General features: G+C 39.2%; 16 protein-coding genes and 1 tRNA gene. 11 read left to right on the top strand and 6 right to left on the bottom strand.

Annotation, left to right across the window (positions count from 1 at the left end):
• Window positions 1-12 precede the first annotated feature (12 nt).
• From LEP1GSC203_RS06360 to bla, 7 genes are all read left to right on the top strand, one after another.
• Window positions 13-672 carry an arylesterase gene (locus LEP1GSC203_RS06360; protein ID WP_002972970.1) on the top strand — a complete coding sequence of 220 codons (660 nt, stop codon included), beginning with the start codon at window positions 13-15 and terminating at the stop codon, window positions 670-672.
• A gap of 16 nt (window positions 673-688) precedes the next feature.
• Entirely contained in the window at window positions 689-1,384 is a 696-nt protein-coding gene (locus LEP1GSC203_RS06355; protein ID WP_002972961.1) for a TenA family protein, read from the top strand.
• Window positions 1,385-1,534: 150 nt separating this feature from the next.
• Window positions 1,535-1,606, top strand: a tRNA-Gly gene (locus tag LEP1GSC203_RS06350).
• 62 nt (window positions 1,607-1,668) lie between these two features.
• Window positions 1,669-3,015 (top strand): trigger factor, encoded by a 1,347-nt coding sequence (gene tig, locus LEP1GSC203_RS06345; protein ID WP_002972981.1) that lies wholly within the window; start codon window positions 1,669-1,671, stop codon window positions 3,013-3,015.
• A 3-nt stretch (window positions 3,016-3,018) separates the two neighbouring features.
• Window positions 3,019-3,621, top strand: coding sequence for an ATP-dependent Clp endopeptidase proteolytic subunit ClpP (gene clpP, locus LEP1GSC203_RS06340; RefSeq protein WP_002972986.1), 603 nt, complete (start codon window positions 3,019-3,021; stop codon window positions 3,619-3,621).
• A 15-nt stretch (window positions 3,622-3,636) separates the two neighbouring features.
• A complete protein-coding gene (gene clpX / locus LEP1GSC203_RS06335) occupies window positions 3,637-4,917 on the top strand; it encodes an ATP-dependent Clp protease ATP-binding subunit ClpX (protein WP_002973065.1) in 1,281 nt (426 codons plus the stop codon).
• Window positions 4,918-5,005: 88 nt separating this feature from the next.
• Window positions 5,006-5,839, top strand: coding sequence for a subclass B1 metallo-beta-lactamase (gene bla / locus LEP1GSC203_RS06330; RefSeq protein ID WP_002973048.1), 834 nt, complete (start codon window positions 5,006-5,008; stop codon window positions 5,837-5,839).
• Here the strand turns inward: bla and rktP are convergent.
• The 3 genes from rktP to LEP1GSC203_RS06315 all read right to left on the bottom strand — a co-directional run bounded on the left by rktP (window position 5,816) and on the right by LEP1GSC203_RS06315 (window position 7,971).
• Window positions 5,816-6,910: an Arg-Lys translocation region protein phosphatase RktP gene (gene rktP / locus LEP1GSC203_RS06325; RefSeq protein ID WP_002973159.1), complete on the bottom strand. Its 1,095-nt coding sequence runs from the start codon at window positions 6,908-6,910 to the stop codon at window positions 5,816-5,818. The genes bla and rktP overlap by 24 nt on opposite strands.
• Window positions 6,907-7,623, bottom strand: a complete 717-nt coding sequence (gene tatC / locus LEP1GSC203_RS06320; RefSeq protein WP_002972962.1) for a twin-arginine translocase subunit TatC — start codon at window positions 7,621-7,623, stop codon at window positions 6,907-6,909. The genes rktP and tatC overlap by 4 nt, the downstream gene beginning before the upstream one ends.
• An 81-nt stretch (window positions 7,624-7,704) precedes the next feature.
• Complete coding sequence (locus LEP1GSC203_RS06315) at window positions 7,705-7,971, bottom strand: Sec-independent protein translocase subunit TatA/TatB (protein WP_002973087.1); 267 nt, start codon at window positions 7,969-7,971, stop codon at window positions 7,705-7,707.
• A gap of 23 nt (window positions 7,972-7,994) precedes the next feature.
• On the opposite strand from LEP1GSC203_RS06315, the gene LEP1GSC203_RS06310 reads away from it, so the two are divergent.
• Window positions 7,995-9,896, top strand: a complete 1,902-nt coding sequence (locus tag LEP1GSC203_RS06310; protein ID WP_002972965.1) for a hybrid sensor histidine kinase/response regulator — start codon at window positions 7,995-7,997, stop codon at window positions 9,894-9,896.
• Here LEP1GSC203_RS06310 and LEP1GSC203_RS06305 read toward each other — a convergent pair.
• On the bottom strand, window positions 9,876-10,895 hold the full coding sequence (locus LEP1GSC203_RS06305) for an alpha/beta hydrolase (RefSeq protein WP_039937366.1): 1,020 nt from the start codon (window positions 10,893-10,895) through the stop codon (window positions 9,876-9,878). The genes LEP1GSC203_RS06310 and LEP1GSC203_RS06305 overlap by 21 nt on opposite strands.
• A gap of 10 nt (window positions 10,896-10,905) precedes the next feature.
• On the opposite strand from LEP1GSC203_RS06305, the gene LEP1GSC203_RS06300 reads away from it, so the two are divergent.
• Window positions 10,906-11,343, top strand: coding sequence for a copper chaperone PCu(A)C (locus LEP1GSC203_RS06300; RefSeq protein ID WP_232225812.1), 438 nt, complete (start codon window positions 10,906-10,908; stop codon window positions 11,341-11,343).
• Window positions 11,340-11,897, top strand: coding sequence for an SCO family protein (locus tag LEP1GSC203_RS06295; protein ID WP_002973182.1), 558 nt, complete (start codon window positions 11,340-11,342; stop codon window positions 11,895-11,897). Before LEP1GSC203_RS06300 ends, LEP1GSC203_RS06295 begins: the two co-directional genes overlap by 4 nt.
• On the opposite strand, the gene LEP1GSC203_RS06290 is transcribed toward LEP1GSC203_RS06295, so the two are convergent.
• Complete coding sequence (locus LEP1GSC203_RS06290) at window positions 11,877-13,823, bottom strand: M3 family metallopeptidase (protein WP_002973039.1); 1,947 nt, start codon at window positions 13,821-13,823, stop codon at window positions 11,877-11,879. The genes LEP1GSC203_RS06295 and LEP1GSC203_RS06290 overlap by 21 nt on opposite strands.
• A 67-nt stretch (window positions 13,824-13,890) precedes the next feature.
• On the opposite strand from LEP1GSC203_RS06290, the gene LEP1GSC203_RS06285 reads away from it, so the two are divergent.
• A complete protein-coding gene (locus tag LEP1GSC203_RS06285) occupies window positions 13,891-14,295 on the top strand; it encodes a thiol-disulfide oxidoreductase DCC family protein (protein WP_002973017.1) in 405 nt (134 codons plus the stop codon).
• Here the strand turns inward: LEP1GSC203_RS06285 and LEP1GSC203_RS06280 are convergent.
• Window positions 14,292-15,764, bottom strand: a complete 1,473-nt coding sequence (locus LEP1GSC203_RS06280; protein ID WP_039937430.1) for an ArnT family glycosyltransferase — start codon at window positions 15,762-15,764, stop codon at window positions 14,292-14,294. The two genes, LEP1GSC203_RS06285 and LEP1GSC203_RS06280, sit on opposite strands and share 4 nt — an antisense overlap.
• Window positions 15,765-15,775 lie beyond the last annotated feature (11 nt).

Here is a 15,775-nt window from a genome sequence, read left to right as displayed (position 1 = left end):
ATCTAATGGATGATGCCTTACTTACTATTTATCAGTTTTTTCCTGTTTTTCGCCTGTGGAAATTCTTCTGACCAAACGAATGCAAACTCAGCGGCTACCCAAGAATTGAAAGAAACCAAACGGATTATCTACTTTGGTGATTCTCTCACAGCAGGGTATGGGCTCCTTGATTTTGAAGATGCTTGGCCCCATGTTTTAACGAAACGCATCCAAGCGGAAGGTTATTCATATAAAATGACAAACGCTGGAGTCTCTGGTGATACTACCAGTGGTGGTCTTGGTAGGTTAGAATGGGTTTTGGCAGAAAGACCATCTATCTTTGTACTCGAGTTAGGTGCCAATGATATGTTGCGAGGGATTAGCCCCACGGTAACAAAAGAAAACCTTCGGTCTATGATTCGCCAAATCAAATCCCAATACCCAGGCACCAAAATATTGTTAGTTGGGATGTATGCTACTCCTAATATGGGGAAAAAATATGCGGCTGCTTTTAACTCTTTATACCCTGAACTTGCGAAAGAAGAAGAAGTTCCCCTAGTGCCTTTTATTTTGGAAAAAGTAGCTTCCATTCGTAAACTAAACCAAAAAGATGGAATCCATCCTACCGAAGCAGGACACAAATTGGTAGCGGACACTGTGTATCCTTTCCTCAAACCCCTGCTTATAAAATAATGTATCTGGAGTCAATATGACTAGTCCCTTTCCCATTCCTAGTTTTGCAGAACGCTGTAAGATTTCCGCTAAACAATCATTTGGTGCCTCGTTTTCTCATCCTTTTGTAGTAGCTCTTGCCGATGGAACTTTGGATCCAAAAATCTTTCGTTTTTACCAAATCCAAGATGCCAAATACTTAGAATCTTTCTCGGATGCTTGTGCCATTCTTTCCACAAAAGTCACCGATCCGGAAGACAAAATTTGGCTCATCGATGCGGCAAGAATGGCTCTTGTTGTAGAAGGCCAACTGCATATTGGATATGGAAAAACATTGGATTATGATGCAAAAACAATAGCAGAAACAGAACCGACTCCGAACAATTTAGCTTACCAAAACCATATGATCGCCTCGGTGATGAAAGGATCCGTGGTCGAGGGATTTGCGGCGATTGCTCCTTGTCCTTGGCTTTATATTGACCTAGGCCAACACCTGCTGAAAGAAAAAGGAACGATTCCAGACGAACATCCTTATGCCTCTTGGCTTCGTATGTATTCTGATCCTGGGTTTAACGAATACATGACAAACCTCCTGGCCCGATTGCAAAAGTATGCCGACCTTGCCGATGAGGATTCTAAAAAAAGGGCAGTAGTGGCCTTCCAACAAAGTTGTAATTATGAGTGGATGTTTTGGGAACAAGCCTGGACAAAACAAAGTTGGCCGTCCCGTTAAAGCTTTGTTAGTTGGTTTAGTGGCTTTTCTGAACTGATAACATTTGCATGGGGAGGTTTCCTTGTGAACCTCCTATTTTCCTTTGCAATTTTCGGTCTTTTTTCCTTGCCGATTTGTCCCGATTCCAAATGATGGTTTCACAAACCTTCTGCGGGAATAGCTCAGCGGTAGAGCATCTCCTTGCCAAGGAGAGGGTCGCGGGTTCAAGTCCCGTTTCCCGCTAATGAAGGTACGCTTCTTTTTCTTTCCACTACACTCTCTTTTTTTACACTGGATATAATACGATGGAATTTACGGCTAAAAAAAATAACAACGCAACTTGTGACCTCAGCATTCAATTTAGCGCTGAAGAAGTCCGCTCTGCCTACTCTAAGGCTTACAAAAATGCATCTGAAAAAGTAAAAATACCTGGCTTTCGCCCTGGAAAAGCTCCCCTAAACATGGTCGAAAAAGTTTTGGGTGATTCTGTTATGGATGATGCTGCCAACATTATGTTAAACCAAGCGATGGCAGACCTCTTTGATAAATTGGAACACAAACCAATCCGTTTGCCACAGTTCCAAATGGAAACTTTTGATAAAAATACAGGTGCCAAAGCCAAAGCAACTTATGACACTAAACCAGAAGTCACCTTACCTAAGTTAAAGAAAATCAAAATCCAACCTAAAGAAATTAAAATTTCAGATGCAGACATCCAAAAAGAATTGGAAGGAATCCAAAAAAACATGGCTCGTAACTCTTTGAAAGAAGAGGGAGAACCTGTGGAATCTGCAGATTTACTCGAAATCAATTATAAGTTTAAAGAAGTTGGAAAAGAATATCCAGAACAAGGCCAAGTAGGTAAATTCCAAATGGGAGCTCCCCAAAACCCACCAGGTTTTGAAACGAATCTTCTTGGAATGAAACTAAACGATACCAAAGAGTTTTCGTTTACCTATCCAGATTCTTACCCTCAGTCCCCTGAGTCCGCTGGAAAATCCATTACCTACACTGTCACAGTGTCTGCGATTTATAAAGTAACCTATCCTGATATCAATGATGATTTCGCATCCGAAGTGGATGGTTCTGCCAACTTGCAAGAGTTAAAGGAAAAAACAAAAAAACAATTATCTGAAATTTTTGCAAACGCTCTCACCAAACGTGCCACAGATGATGCGTATAACGAAATTATCAAAGAATCCAAGTTCATCATTCCTGAATCTTTGATTTACGAAGAAACAGAAACAGTTTTCCAAAACTTTATGCGTGAATTTGGCCTTCCTGTCACAAGCCTGGCTGACTATGCAAAACGTTTGAACAAGGAAGAAAAAGAAGTCCGAGAGTCTTTCTCCAAAGCGGCAGAAAAACGCATCCAAACCTACATTTTGAAGCAGAAAATCGCGGAAGACCACAAAATCCAGATTTCTGACGAAGAAGTGGAGGCCGGATACGAAAAAGAGGCCACTCAGCAAGGAATTCCTGCCGAAACTCTGAAAAAAGAAGTCCAAAAACAAAAGGCGGAAACCTTCTACCGTGACAAATTCCTGTTTGATAAAATCGACGAGTTTGTATACGCTGAGGTAGAAAAGAAGTCGCCTAAGACAATTTCAACGGAAGAAGCAGAGAAAATTCTCAGCGGGAAAGAAGAGTAAACTATGTCGACACTCATGCCTTATGTAATTGAACAAACAAGCCGTGGCGAACGCCAATATGACATTTTTTCACGGCTTTTGAAAGATCGGATCATTTTTCTTGGATCTGCCATTGATGAAACCTATGCCAATGTCATTTCGGCACAGCTTTTGTTTTTAGAAGCAGAGAATCCTGATCGCGACATCTATCTTTATATCAATAGCCCTGGTGGTTATGTGAGTTCTGGTCTTGCCATTTACGATACCATGCAACTTATCAAACCTGAGGTTCGTACCCTTTGTATTGGGCAAGCGTCGTCTATGGCTGCACTCCTACTTGCGGGTGGGGCCAAAGGGAAACGTTCGGCACTTCCTAACTCAAGAATTATGTTACACCAACCTTACGGTGGTGCAGGTGGACAAGCCTCCGATATCGAAATCTCTGCAAAAGAAATCATAAAGATCAAAGATAAACTCATCGATCTTTATGGTAAACATACAGGAAAAACTTCTGACCAAATCCGCAAAGATACAGAAAGAAATTTCTTTATGAGTGCAGAAGAAGCAAAAGAATACGGTGTCATCGACAACGTCATCCAAGAACGCAAACAGATGCCACAAGCCTAAAGGGGGGCTAACTCCATGACCAAACGTGCAAGCCAAACGGGTAATCCCAGAGAAAAATTACATTGTTCTTTCTGCGGAAAGGCCCAAGACGAAGTAAGAAGGCTTGTCGCTGGTCCTGGTGTATATATCTGTGATGAATGTATTTCTTTATGTAATGAAATCATCGCAGAAGAGCCGCAAGGTGGTGAAAAAACTGCCATTGTTGGTGACATTCCAAAACCTACGGAAATCAAAAAAATCTTAGACCAATACGTCATTGGTCAAGAACAAGCCAAAAAAGCTTTGGCTGTTGCTGTATATAATCATTATAAAAGAATTTTTCATAACGAACGTAAGGCGGGAGATGTGGAATTGGAAAAATCCAATATCATGCTTATCGGCCCAACAGGTTCTGGAAAAACTCTTCTTGCACAAACTCTTGCTCGCATTCTAAAAGTTCCATTTGCCATTGTAGATGCAACAGCCCTTACGGAAGCTGGGTATGTGGGAGAAGATGTGGAAAACATCATCCTCAAACTCATTCAAAATGCGGACAATGATGTCAAACGTGCAGAGATGGGTATTATCTATATCGACGAAATTGATAAAATTTCTCGTAAGTCGGATTCAGCATCGATCACTCGTGACGTGAGTGGAGAAGGGGTCCAACAAGCCCTACTCAAAATCATTGAAGGCACAGTGGCCAATGTTCCTCCACAAGGCGGAAGAAAACACCCACACCAGGAATACATTCCTGTGGAAACCAAAAATATCCTCTTTATTTGTGGGGGAGCTTTTGTGGGACTTAGTGACATCATCAAACAACGTGTGGGTGTAAAATCGATTGGATTCCACTCCAATGAAATTGTAAACGATAAGGGTCGAAAGATCGAAGAAGGGGAGTCTGTAGTTCACCATGTGATTCCAGATGACCTGATGAAGTTTGGTCTCATCCCAGAATTCATTGGACGACTTCCGATCATTGCCACCCTCGATGAACTTACGATAGAAAGTTTAAAATCCATTTTTACAGAACCTAAAAATTCCCTTCTTAAACAATACCAAAAGATGTTTGATATTGAGAATGTGAAACTTAAGTTCACTGAAGCCGCTATTGAAGCCATTGCACAAACAGCGATTAAACGTGAAAGTGGGGCTCGTGGATTACGTGCGATTGTGGAAGAGATTATGATGGAGCTCATGTTCCAAATTCCTTCTCGTAAGGATGTTTTGGAAGTGGTTGTGACAGATGAAACTGTCCTTAAAAAAGAAGCTCCTATCACCATCCTCAAAGGCGATATCGAAAAGATCGCTTAAAGAAAAATTAACATTTTCTAGATCTAGAAAAACTACCGAAAGCCTATCTTAACCGATAGGTTTTTGTTTTTATAGGGGGTAATCTTTTATGAATTTTGTTTCCAGTAAAAATACACGATTTTTTTCCTCAATTCCATTTATGATTCCAATTCGAGTTCTGATTTTGGCTTTCTGTATTGGATTTTCTTTTACTAAATGCAATTTCCAAAAGGCATCTGCTCCTTTACCGTTTCCTGTTTCAAACGATATAGTTTCTCAATCTTCCCATCATCTTGAATGGATCAAAGTGAAAGAAACAGTTTGGATCCATAAAAGTTATGGTGAGTTTGGTGGACAAACTTATTCTGCAAACGGACTTGTGATCGTCACAAACAAAGGTGTAGTTGTGGTGGATACACCCTGGAGCGAATCACAAACCGAAGAGTTGTTTGCTTGGATCCAATCCAAATTCCAAAAAGAGATCCTTTATCTGATTGTAACTCATGCACACGACGACCGTATGGCGGGAACTCCCCTGTTTCAAAAACGGAATATCCCGATCTTTAGCACCAGTTTAACGGCAAAATTAGCCAAAGAAAAAGGGTTTGGAAAAACAAATCCTATCCTCGACATCCAAACAAGACTTGGAGCAGGAAACCAATGGGTCGAAGTATTTTATCCAGGTCATGGACATTCGGCAGATAACATTGTGGTTTGGTTACCTGACACTCATATCCTTTTTGGAGGTTGTCTGATTAAATCGCTGGAAGCGAATGATCTTGGGAATACAAAGGAAGCGAATCGGGAGGAATGGGAAAATTCCGTAAAGAGAGTTCTTTCTCGTTATCCCGATGCGGAAGTAGTCATTCCCGGTCATGGGGATTGGGGAAAACTTGACTTACTCCGCCATACAATTCGTTTACTTGTTTCGCCTGACAACTAAAATGGAAAGTTTTTCCATTGGGTTAGAGAGGTTTCTTTCTGCACCGAGTGCACTCATTTTTTTTGCAATGGCAAGTAACATTTGTCTAGAAGAACTAGGTCGTAAATCCAAAAGGTAATCTACGAACTCTTCCATAATCTCAAAAGATGTCAGTCCAAACTGAGTGAGAGTTCTGTCACTTGCCCAAACCAAATAATCACCAATCTCAATTCCATCAGCAATAGACAGTGGGTGTTTATGGTTCGGATACCAATGGTCATCTCCACTGCCTTCAATCACTTGGATTCCATGTTCGGAAAATTGAAAGATTGGCATGTCCATATAGTGAAGAAAAGACATCTTATCTTCTTTATATTGGATTCCGAAAGCAGAGATTTTTAATTTTAAAAACGTAAATTGGTGGAGGGCGATTTTTAATTTTTCCAAAATTTCTTCTGTCGAAAAAAGACCATCTCCAAAGGAAGATACAATTCCATGAATAAAAACTTTTTCAGAAGATTCTAAAATCCCCGGTTCCATATGTCCGGCAAGGATACCAAATATACCATCTTTTGCTCTTACAATTCGGATATAATCTGCTCCCGCATAACGCATCACTGATGGAAATACGGATACATCAAATCCATGAATTTTAGGGATATGAATATCTGGGATTTGTTTGTTTACAGAAGCGGCTTGGTTTGTTTTCCAATCGAATTTGTTTTCGAATTGTTCTTCACCTAGACTTTCATCACCTTGCAAAAGTGTAAATCGCACTGATTTATAGATTTTATATTCTTCTGATTCTTTGTTTAAATTCCGAATATCTTTAGGTAGTTCATTGTCCTGAATATGTGCAATAAGATGCAAAATATATTGGTATAAAAAACCAAGAAAATAATAGGTCAAAAAACCAGTTAACAAGGAAAATACGAAGGAAGAATAGATCCCAACCAAATTGAAGTTAAGTGTATTTTCGCCTTTTGGATTTTGCCAATGGGTAAAAGTAAACTCAGCTAATAAAAAATGAATAAAAAAGAATAGGAAACTAATGATTCCCAGTAGAACGGGAAGTTTGACACGAAAACTCATTTGCGGTCTGTTGTTTCCAAAACTTTCATAACTATAGCAGAAAGAAAAAATAGAAAGCTAAGGGGAACAAGTAACATCAGCATAGAAAATACATCGGGTCCAGGAGAAAGAACGGCCGAGACAACGGCAATGATAAGCACTGCCTCTCGCCATCTAGAAATAAGAAAACGAGAAGAAAGGATTCCTATCCGACCGAGTAGGATGAGGACAATTGGTAACTGAAATGAGGCACCAAACACTAAGTGCAAATTGAAGAATAAATCGTAGTATTCGTCAATCGGTAAATAAGGATCCACCCCATCGGGTCTTAAGACCACAAGAAAGACTCTTAGAAAGTTTTCAAAGACGGTGAACCAACATAGGGCAAGTCCCGACCAAAAGAGTAAGGTGGAAAATAAGATGATGAACTTTCCCCATTTTTCCGTTCTAGGATCCACGGCAGGAGCCACAAATCCCCAAAGGATGTACAATAAAAACGGCAAAGAGACAAGGACAGATAGGATGAAGGAAGTTTTAAGATAGATTAGAAACGGCGCCATAAGCTGGATCTGAAAGAAATGGGCGTCAGGGCCTAGGACCGATTTGTAGGGTTGGATGAGAAAACTATGGATTTCGCTACCGAAATACAAAGTGCCAATCATAAAGACAGACACCACTAAAATGGAATAAATCAGTCTTTGGCGGAGTTCCTCTAAATGGTCTCCCAGGGACATATACTTTTCCCTGGTTTCAGAGTCCTCCGGCAGCGGAAGTGGAATTGTGGTTCTCTTTTTCCCAGCCAAGGTTTGGATCTTTTAAGCTTTTTTCTTTTTTCCAGATTTAGATGCAGCAGATGACGACTTAGGCTCTTCCTGTGGGAAAGAGGTTTGTGTCGGTTCCTCTTCTTGGCCTGTTAGGGACTTCCGAAATTCTTTGATTCCAGAACCCAAATCTTTGGCAAGGCTTGGAAGGCGTTTCCCACCAAAAAAAAGTAACGCTAAGAAGACGATGAGTGCAATCTCCCATGGTCCCAAATTAAAAAAAGCAATAGGTGCTTGAAAAGAAAACGGATTGGATGGCATATTTCCCTCTTAAGGCAAGAGTTATGCAAACGAATCTGGAAGCAAGCGGAATGATAGAATTCTTTAAGGTCTTGCCCAATCTATTTTCCGGCGGTGTCTACTTAACAGATCCCAAAACTGGTCAGATTTTATTTTCGAACGATTTTTTTAAAAACAATTTAGGTTGTCATAAAGAAAATGCGGATTGTATGGAGTCCGATCTTTTGTTATGGGTTGCGGAGGAAGACAAAGCAAACTTTCGAGACCATTTTCTTTTTCCAAGCAGACATTTTGACCGTGATACCATCCAAGGTGACTATCGTTTTTTAATGCCGAATGAAGTTCTCGTTCGGTGGTTTCAATTTGAAAAGAGAAAAGTAAGAATTCCTAATATAGATTCTTTATTACAAATTGTTTTTGTACGTGATGTAACCAATGAAAAAACAAACGAAATCAATATTGTAGAACAAATTCAATTCTTTCTTGGACTGTTTGAAAATGCTTCCGTGGGTATGGCCTTACAAGACTGGGAAGGTGGATACTTCCGAATCAATCCTCGGTTTACTGAAATCACTGGATATAGTTTTCAAAACTTAACCGACATGAATATCAAACGAATCAAAGGGGAACCCATCTCAGAAGAAGAGATGGAATACTTTGGTTTTTTTAAGGAAGGAGCAGAGGAGTCGCGACTGACAAGAAAGGATGGCCGCCGAATCAATGTCTACCGCCGAATCAGTGCTTTCCGAAACTCACAAGGGAAACCCGATTTTTATTATGTTTTTTTGGATGATGTTACAGAGAAAAAACAATTAGAATCCTATCAATTGCATTCTCAAAAAATGGAAACCATTGGAAGTTTGGCGACAAACATTGCTCATGATTTAAACAACTATCTCCAACCAATTCATGTTTTTTCTCAGTTAGGTGAAGAGCAAATCAAGTTAGGTAAATTTGACCAAAATAAAATATTAGAATATTTAGAAAAAATTAGAATGGGTGCAGATAATGCTCGTTCGATGATCCATAGGATTATCAAATATTCTAAGGTAAAAGATGAAGATTCTGCTACTAAAATTGAGATATCATCTGTGGTTGAGTCTTCCATTCCACTGGTGAACGCTGGATTACCAAAAAATGTGGAAGCTCAGTTCGATTTTCATAAATCTCCACTTTATACAAAATTAGATGCAGTCAGATTTTCTAAAATTCTCTGTGAACTAACTTCCGGCGGTTTACTCGTTTGGGATGACAGAAAAAGAGGTCTTGTCCGAATCAAAACTTCTGCTGCCGACGAGTTTAAACTTTTAGTTTCCATGGAATTTACAGGACTTTCTTTGCCGAGCCTCTCCGGTATAAACACCCTCGACTTTGTGAACTTTGGTGATGAGGAGTTCCAGTGGACAGGAATGCACCTAATCAACCGTTATGTGAAAAATTGGGGTGGTGAGTTTTATATAGAAAAACCGGAGCCGATGACAGTTCTCATCCACATTTTTCTTCCCTTAGAAGAAGGACAAATTGTCCTCGGGCCTGCAAGACCGGTTCAGGAAAACAACCCTAAAGATGTATGGTCTGAGATTTCTAAAAAAGAAATTTGGATTGTGGAAGATGATGAAGCTGCGAGTGAAGCTATTTGTTTTGTGCTTTCTCAGAAACAAGTGGTACCTACTGTTTTTCAAAGTTCTTCACAGGCTTTGGATAACTTAAAGAATAAAGTTCCTGATTTTATTTTATCGGACTACAGAATGCGAGAAATGAATGGACTAAGCCTCATTCGGAAAATTAAAAAAGTAAACCCCGAACTTTCTGCAGTTCTTTATACAGGAAATAGGGACGGACTTGATTCTGAGGAGTTGGATGCAGAGCGGATATTGGTTCGTTCTAAACCAATATCCGTTGATGAACTTTACGAAACGATTTTGTTATCGTTTGGATTTCTTTGATTTTTTAACTTCTTCGGCTCCTGTACTGTCTTTGATAAATTGTATCAGTTCTCTTTCAATGAGCTCTTTATCTGTTTTTACATACTTAGAAAGTAAAACATGGGAACCATTTTCAATTTTTAAGAGTTTGTTTTTTGGGTTGGGATTTTGACCCGACTGAATCGCATCATAAACCTTTAACATTGCCGGTACAGAAGCCACAAAGTCATGTTCTCTTTCTGATTTATAGTAGTACATCAGTAAGGTGGGGGCTGTAATCTTTGGGTAAGGATTGTCTTTGTCGACAAACCTTTTTAGATCCAATATGTTTTGAATGGCTGCATAATACTGATCTAAGTACCAATATTTTGCTGATTCATCTTTAGGATCTGTTTTTGAAATACGCATTTCGCCTTTGATGGCATTGATAAAGGATTTTCCCCAATGGAACCGGAAAATATGAGCACTTGGATCGTCGAAATCATAAAAGGGAGAAGCAAGGACAAGTGAGTCCACAAGATCTGGATGTTTTGCTGCTAAATAAGAAGCAATGTTTCCACCCATGCTTGTTCCCACTAACACTGTTTTGTCGCCCAGTTCTCTGGCATAAATTAAACTATCTTCAGCATCTTGAAGGTATTTTTGAAAATTGGTATTTAGATGATCTTCTGCATTGGTTCCATGCCCAGGTAATCTTAAATAATATGTATTGGCGCCGAAGTATTCAGTGAGTTTATTTGTGACTTCCTCTCCTTCGCCACGACTCGCACCAAATCCATGGATGTAGACAATGACTATGGGAGTTTTTTCTTCCGATACACGAACCAGTAATTCTTCGTTGTTAGGTCTTGTGTTTTCTTTTGCACTGAGAGCAAGTTCGTTCTGGTAAAAGGCATCAAAATTTTCAAATTTACGAGAGGAATCATAATTGTATTCACCGGTAGACCAGTTGTAAGTGGATACTAGAAATGAAGAAAGAATGAGAGTGATCGCAATCACCCATTTGATTATTATTCTCATCGAGGTTCTCTTGTTACGAAAGATAAATATAACAAATGCAGGATTTCTGTTACTAATTCAAGTCAATTTGTTAGTTTTCTGTCACAAACCGACAGAACCCATCAGGCTCTGGATGACAGCTCCTCCAGAGGTAGCAAAAACTGCTGCTGTGTATGGTGAAATTCGAAATCCCTACAAAACCGATGTGGAAATTCAAACTATAGTTAGTAACGGATACAAAACAGTGGATTTCCATGAAACAAGTTTAGATGAAAGTTCTGGAATCACCAGGATGCGAAAGTTGGACTATCCTATTTTACTAAAAGCTAGTGAAACCATTGAACTAGTGCGATCCGGGAAACATTTGATGTTATATGATAAATTGCATCATTCGGGAAAGTTGGATTTAAAAATTCAATTTTCGAATGGAGAAAGCCAAACCGTTGTTGTGGAAGAGAAAGAATTATGAATAGAAAAAATATATTAATCTCGTTAGTTGCATTTTTGATTGGTTGTAGTTCTGCCCTAGATTTCACAGAACTACCGATAGGTGGAAATTTTGAAGTTTTGGACAAATCTGGAAATTCAGTATCCTTAAAAACCTTCGAGGAGCCAGTCCTACTCGTGTTTTTTGGCTATACCTATTGCCCTGACTTTTGTCCCAACACATTGGCAAAAATCAAAGCTGCCGTAGAGCCTTTAAGCGAAGTGGAGAAAACAAAATTCAAAGTTGTTTTTATTTCTATAGATCCTGTGCGTGATTCTCCAGAGACTACCACAAAGTACGTTCAGTTCTATTTGCCTCAATCGGTGGGACTATCTTTTTCATTTGATACAACTAATAAAATTCTAAAACAATATGCAGCATACGTGGAAAAAACAGAAGATGGCCAAAGTTTTGACCATTCTACTTATATTTACGTTTTGGATAAAAATCGGAAGACCCGAAAGTTAATCAAGTCTACCGATTCCAAAGATGTCATTACCAAATCCATACAGGTATTAAGCGGCAATTCCATTTAATCTCAATAATGCATCTATCTCTGGATCTCTTCCATAAAAATCGCGGAATAGGTCCATGGCACTTGCTGACCCACCTTTTTCCAATACTGTTTTTCTAAAATGAGCTGCATGTTCTAAGTCAAAAACTCCCCGGTCAACAAAGGAATAGTAGGCGTTAGCGGAAAGTAACTCAGCCCATTTGTATGAATAGTATCCTGCTGCATATCCACCAGCAAAGATATGGGTGAATGAATTTTGGAATTTATTGTAGGATGGAGGGAAGACAACACAAACCTCATTTCTTACTTGGTCTAAGATTTCCTGAACTCTTACTTCACTTGGTTTTTCCCTATGGATCAACATATCGAACTTTGCAAATTCTAACTGTCGCACAACACCCATCGCTGACATAAAGTTTTTGGCCTTTACCATTGTTTCGATATAGGAATTTGGGATAGGCTCTTTCGTCTGGTAGTGTTTTGCGAAAAGTTCCAATACTTTTGGTTCGTAAGCAAAGTTTTCTAAGAATTGAGATGGAAATTCGACTGCATCCCATTCTACACCATTGACCCCACTCACAAAGGCTTCCTTAACGCGTGAGAGTAAGTGGTGGAGGGCGTGGCCCAATTCATGGAAAAGTGTTACAACATCGCTTGGTCTTAGCAAAGAGGGTTGTGTGCTTGTGGCTTTCGGAAAACTAGCTACGACAAAGGCTACAGGAAGTTCTATTTTTCCCGTTTCGTCTTGGAAGTGGGGCTTCCAATTATGCATCCAAGCGCCCCCTTTTTTTTCTGCGCGAACTTCAAGGTCCAAATACAATCGCGATCTGATTTCTCCTTCCACAACCAGGTTATAACAAAGAACAGACGGTTCCCATACAGGAGTAGTCACTTGTTGGAATTGAATTCCTAAAAGTTTTTCCAAAAATTGGAAGGTTCCTGCAATGACAGTTTCTTTTTCTAAATAAGGACGGTAGATTTCTTCATCATAGGAAAAGGATTCCTTTTTTAGTTTTTCAGAATAATATGTTAGGTCCCAAGGTTGTAGATCCGAATGACCTAATTTTTTAGCAAAAGCTTTTATCTCGTTTAGCTCTTGTAAGGCGATTGGCGTTGCTTTTTTTGCTAAATGATCTAAAAATTCAATTACTTGTTCAGGTGTGTCCGCCACTTTCATGGCCAAACTCAAATGAGAGAATGTTGGAAATCCTAGGAGTTTTGCTTCCTTATCGCGTAGTTCTAAGATTTCTTCCATAAGTTTTCCATTTTCTGGAGCTCGTGTGCAGTATCCATCATAGAGTTTTTTTCGAATTTCTCTATTTTCACCGTAAGTCATATAAGCAATGTAAGATGGGAAGTGTAATGTGAATTTATAGGTTCCGTCATCTTGTTTGGCAGAAATTTTTTCGCTTTCAGGAAGGCCAGTAACATCGGCCTCTGAAAGAGAAAGTGCAAAGGCATTAGTCGCATTGAGTACGTTTTGCGAAAATTGGTTTGAAAGATCGGATTGGCGAATTCGAATTTCTTTTAAGGCATTTTTAGTTTCCGCGTTAAGACCCACTCCAGATAATCGGAAGTCACGGATCTCATTTTCTAAAACTTTGGATGCTTCGTGATTTAAGTTTGATTCAGAGGATTGGATTCTTAATAGAGTAGAAAAAATATCTTCGTTTTGACCTAGGTCTGTATAGTATTCACTCAGTATTGGCAAAAGCCGACTGTAGATAGTTTGGCTTTCTTCATTATTTTTTACAGAATTGAGATGTGAGATTTCTGTAACAAGATCTCCGAGTTCCGTTTGGATGCGTTGGTATGGTTTTGCAAAATTTTGAAATGTAGGGTTTTCTATTTTTAATAGAGTTTGAATGAACTTTTTGTTGGACTCCATTTTTTCTAAAATGGCGGATTCTTTTTTGGGAAGATTATCAGAATGAAATTCAGGGAACATAAAGGCCTCTATAGATTTAGACTCGATTTCAAATGGTTCTTCGCCAGTTTGGGAGTAGAGGGAAAGGATGCCACCGGAAAAAAGTAAAATTGTTTTCTTTGATGGGGTTTGTCATTTGTGTATGGGTTCGGTTCAGTTTCTTTTGAAACATAACGCAAAAGAGGATTTATTTTTTTCTACCATTGGATCTGAAACCTTTTTTTCCCTGCTTCCCAAAGATTCCTTTTCCCAATTGCCAGACAGCATACTGTATTGGAAGGAAGGAACTTTGTATTTAGAATCGGATGCGGTTTTGCAACTGACTCGAGAATTAAAATTTCCGTGGCCATTGTTTTATTGTTTTTGGATTTTTCCTCGTTCCCTTCGTAATCTCATTTACCGATTTATCGCCAAACACCGCTACCAGTGGTTTGGCAAAGCAGAAGTTTGTATGGTACCATCACCAAACATTAAAATACGCTTTTTAAACTAAAGGTCGTTTGTTTTTACCACTCTTAGTTTTAACATTTTGTTTCTGTCATAAGCATAAATAGATAGTGGTTCTCCCATTCCTTCCCAATGGAGACCAAGTCCTTTCCAAATTTGGTAATCGGATTCAGAGACTAAAAAATACCCTTTCTTTGTTTTGAGGTCTTCCCAAGTGATTTCCTGGATAGGTCTGTGGTAATAATATGCAAAACTCGGAATTCCATGAGCACCAAAGGAGTGTAAGGTTTTATTTTGAGGAACTAAACTACTAACAACACTTGCCGCTTTGATTGTATCCTTTCGCAATTCTGAAAACCGAGGGAGTAAAATAAAAGAAATGGTTGCGATCATCACAAGTGATACGGTGAGATAAACTCGATACATATAAATTTGATTGTGTTTTCTTGCGAGTTGGTCTGCTAAAAGAATCGATAAGATGGGATAAGCACTTAAAGGATAGGAGGGAAGTTTACTTGCTAAAAATTCATAGAAGAGCCAAGAAAAGACGAGTCCGAGTAATAAAAACCTTTTGGATGTAAAAGGGAAATTGTTTTTTTTCCAATGCCATGGAAGAAGGTATTGGGTTACTCCCAAACCTTCTGTTTTTAAATAAGCAATGAGTTTCCAGCCGTTTTCATTTAAGAAAGAAAGATACAACCTGCTCCATGGGAAAAACGTTACTACAAATAACACAAGATAGGTGCCTGGAGGTCCTGATTGGCCAAATACCGGATCGGTGGCCCTTCGTAAAATATACCAATCCACCATCCATCGAATGAGTTCCCCCTTATCTTTTTGCCAGGAAAGTGTTCCCCAAAGAAGAAGAGGAACGAATGCGATAGGAAGCCAAACAAATGGATTTAATTTCCAAATCTTAGAACGGATTTGGTTTATACTTAAAAGTAAAACACAGGTTCCACCAAGAAAGATGAGAATGGGAGGCCCTTTCACAAGGAGTCCCAAGCTAACCGAGAGCCAAAAGAAAAAAACAAACCGCTTCTTTTGCGATTGAATCCAGTGATATAGAGAAACAAATCCACACATCCCAAAAAATACTAAAAGAGAATCTACAAGGGCAATTTTTCCATTTAACGGAAAATACAAAGAAAAACTGAGAATACTAAATGCATACAGTGCTGTCCTTGATCCAAACATTATGCTAGTTAGATGGTATGTTAGTAAACTAGTTCCGAGGATACAAAGAGCAGGGAAAAGGCGTAAGATCCATTCAGAAGGTCCGAAGATTTGAAAAAAAGACGAAGTGATCCAAAAATGCAATGGCGGTTTTCTATGGGGAGTGGAGTAGGGAAAGTCCATGGTAAGAAAGTCTTTTGTTTCCACCATAGTTCGAGAAAATCCAGCATAAGCAGCCTCATCTTGGTCGACAAGGGGAGAGGAATTCCCATAGAATAAATAGACAATTAGGACAGAGAGAAGGATGAGAAAGGTGCGGTGGACAGATAAGAATTTCACAGTTCCAACGA

The organism is Leptospira terpstrae serovar Hualin str. LT 11-33 = ATCC 700639, from assembly GCF_000332495.1.
Taxonomy (GTDB): Bacteria; Spirochaetota; Leptospiria; order Leptospirales; family Leptospiraceae; genus Leptospira_A; species Leptospira_A terpstrae.
The sequence above is the reverse complement of the archived record's forward strand: the minus strand, read 5'-3'. Positions and strand labels throughout refer to the sequence as shown.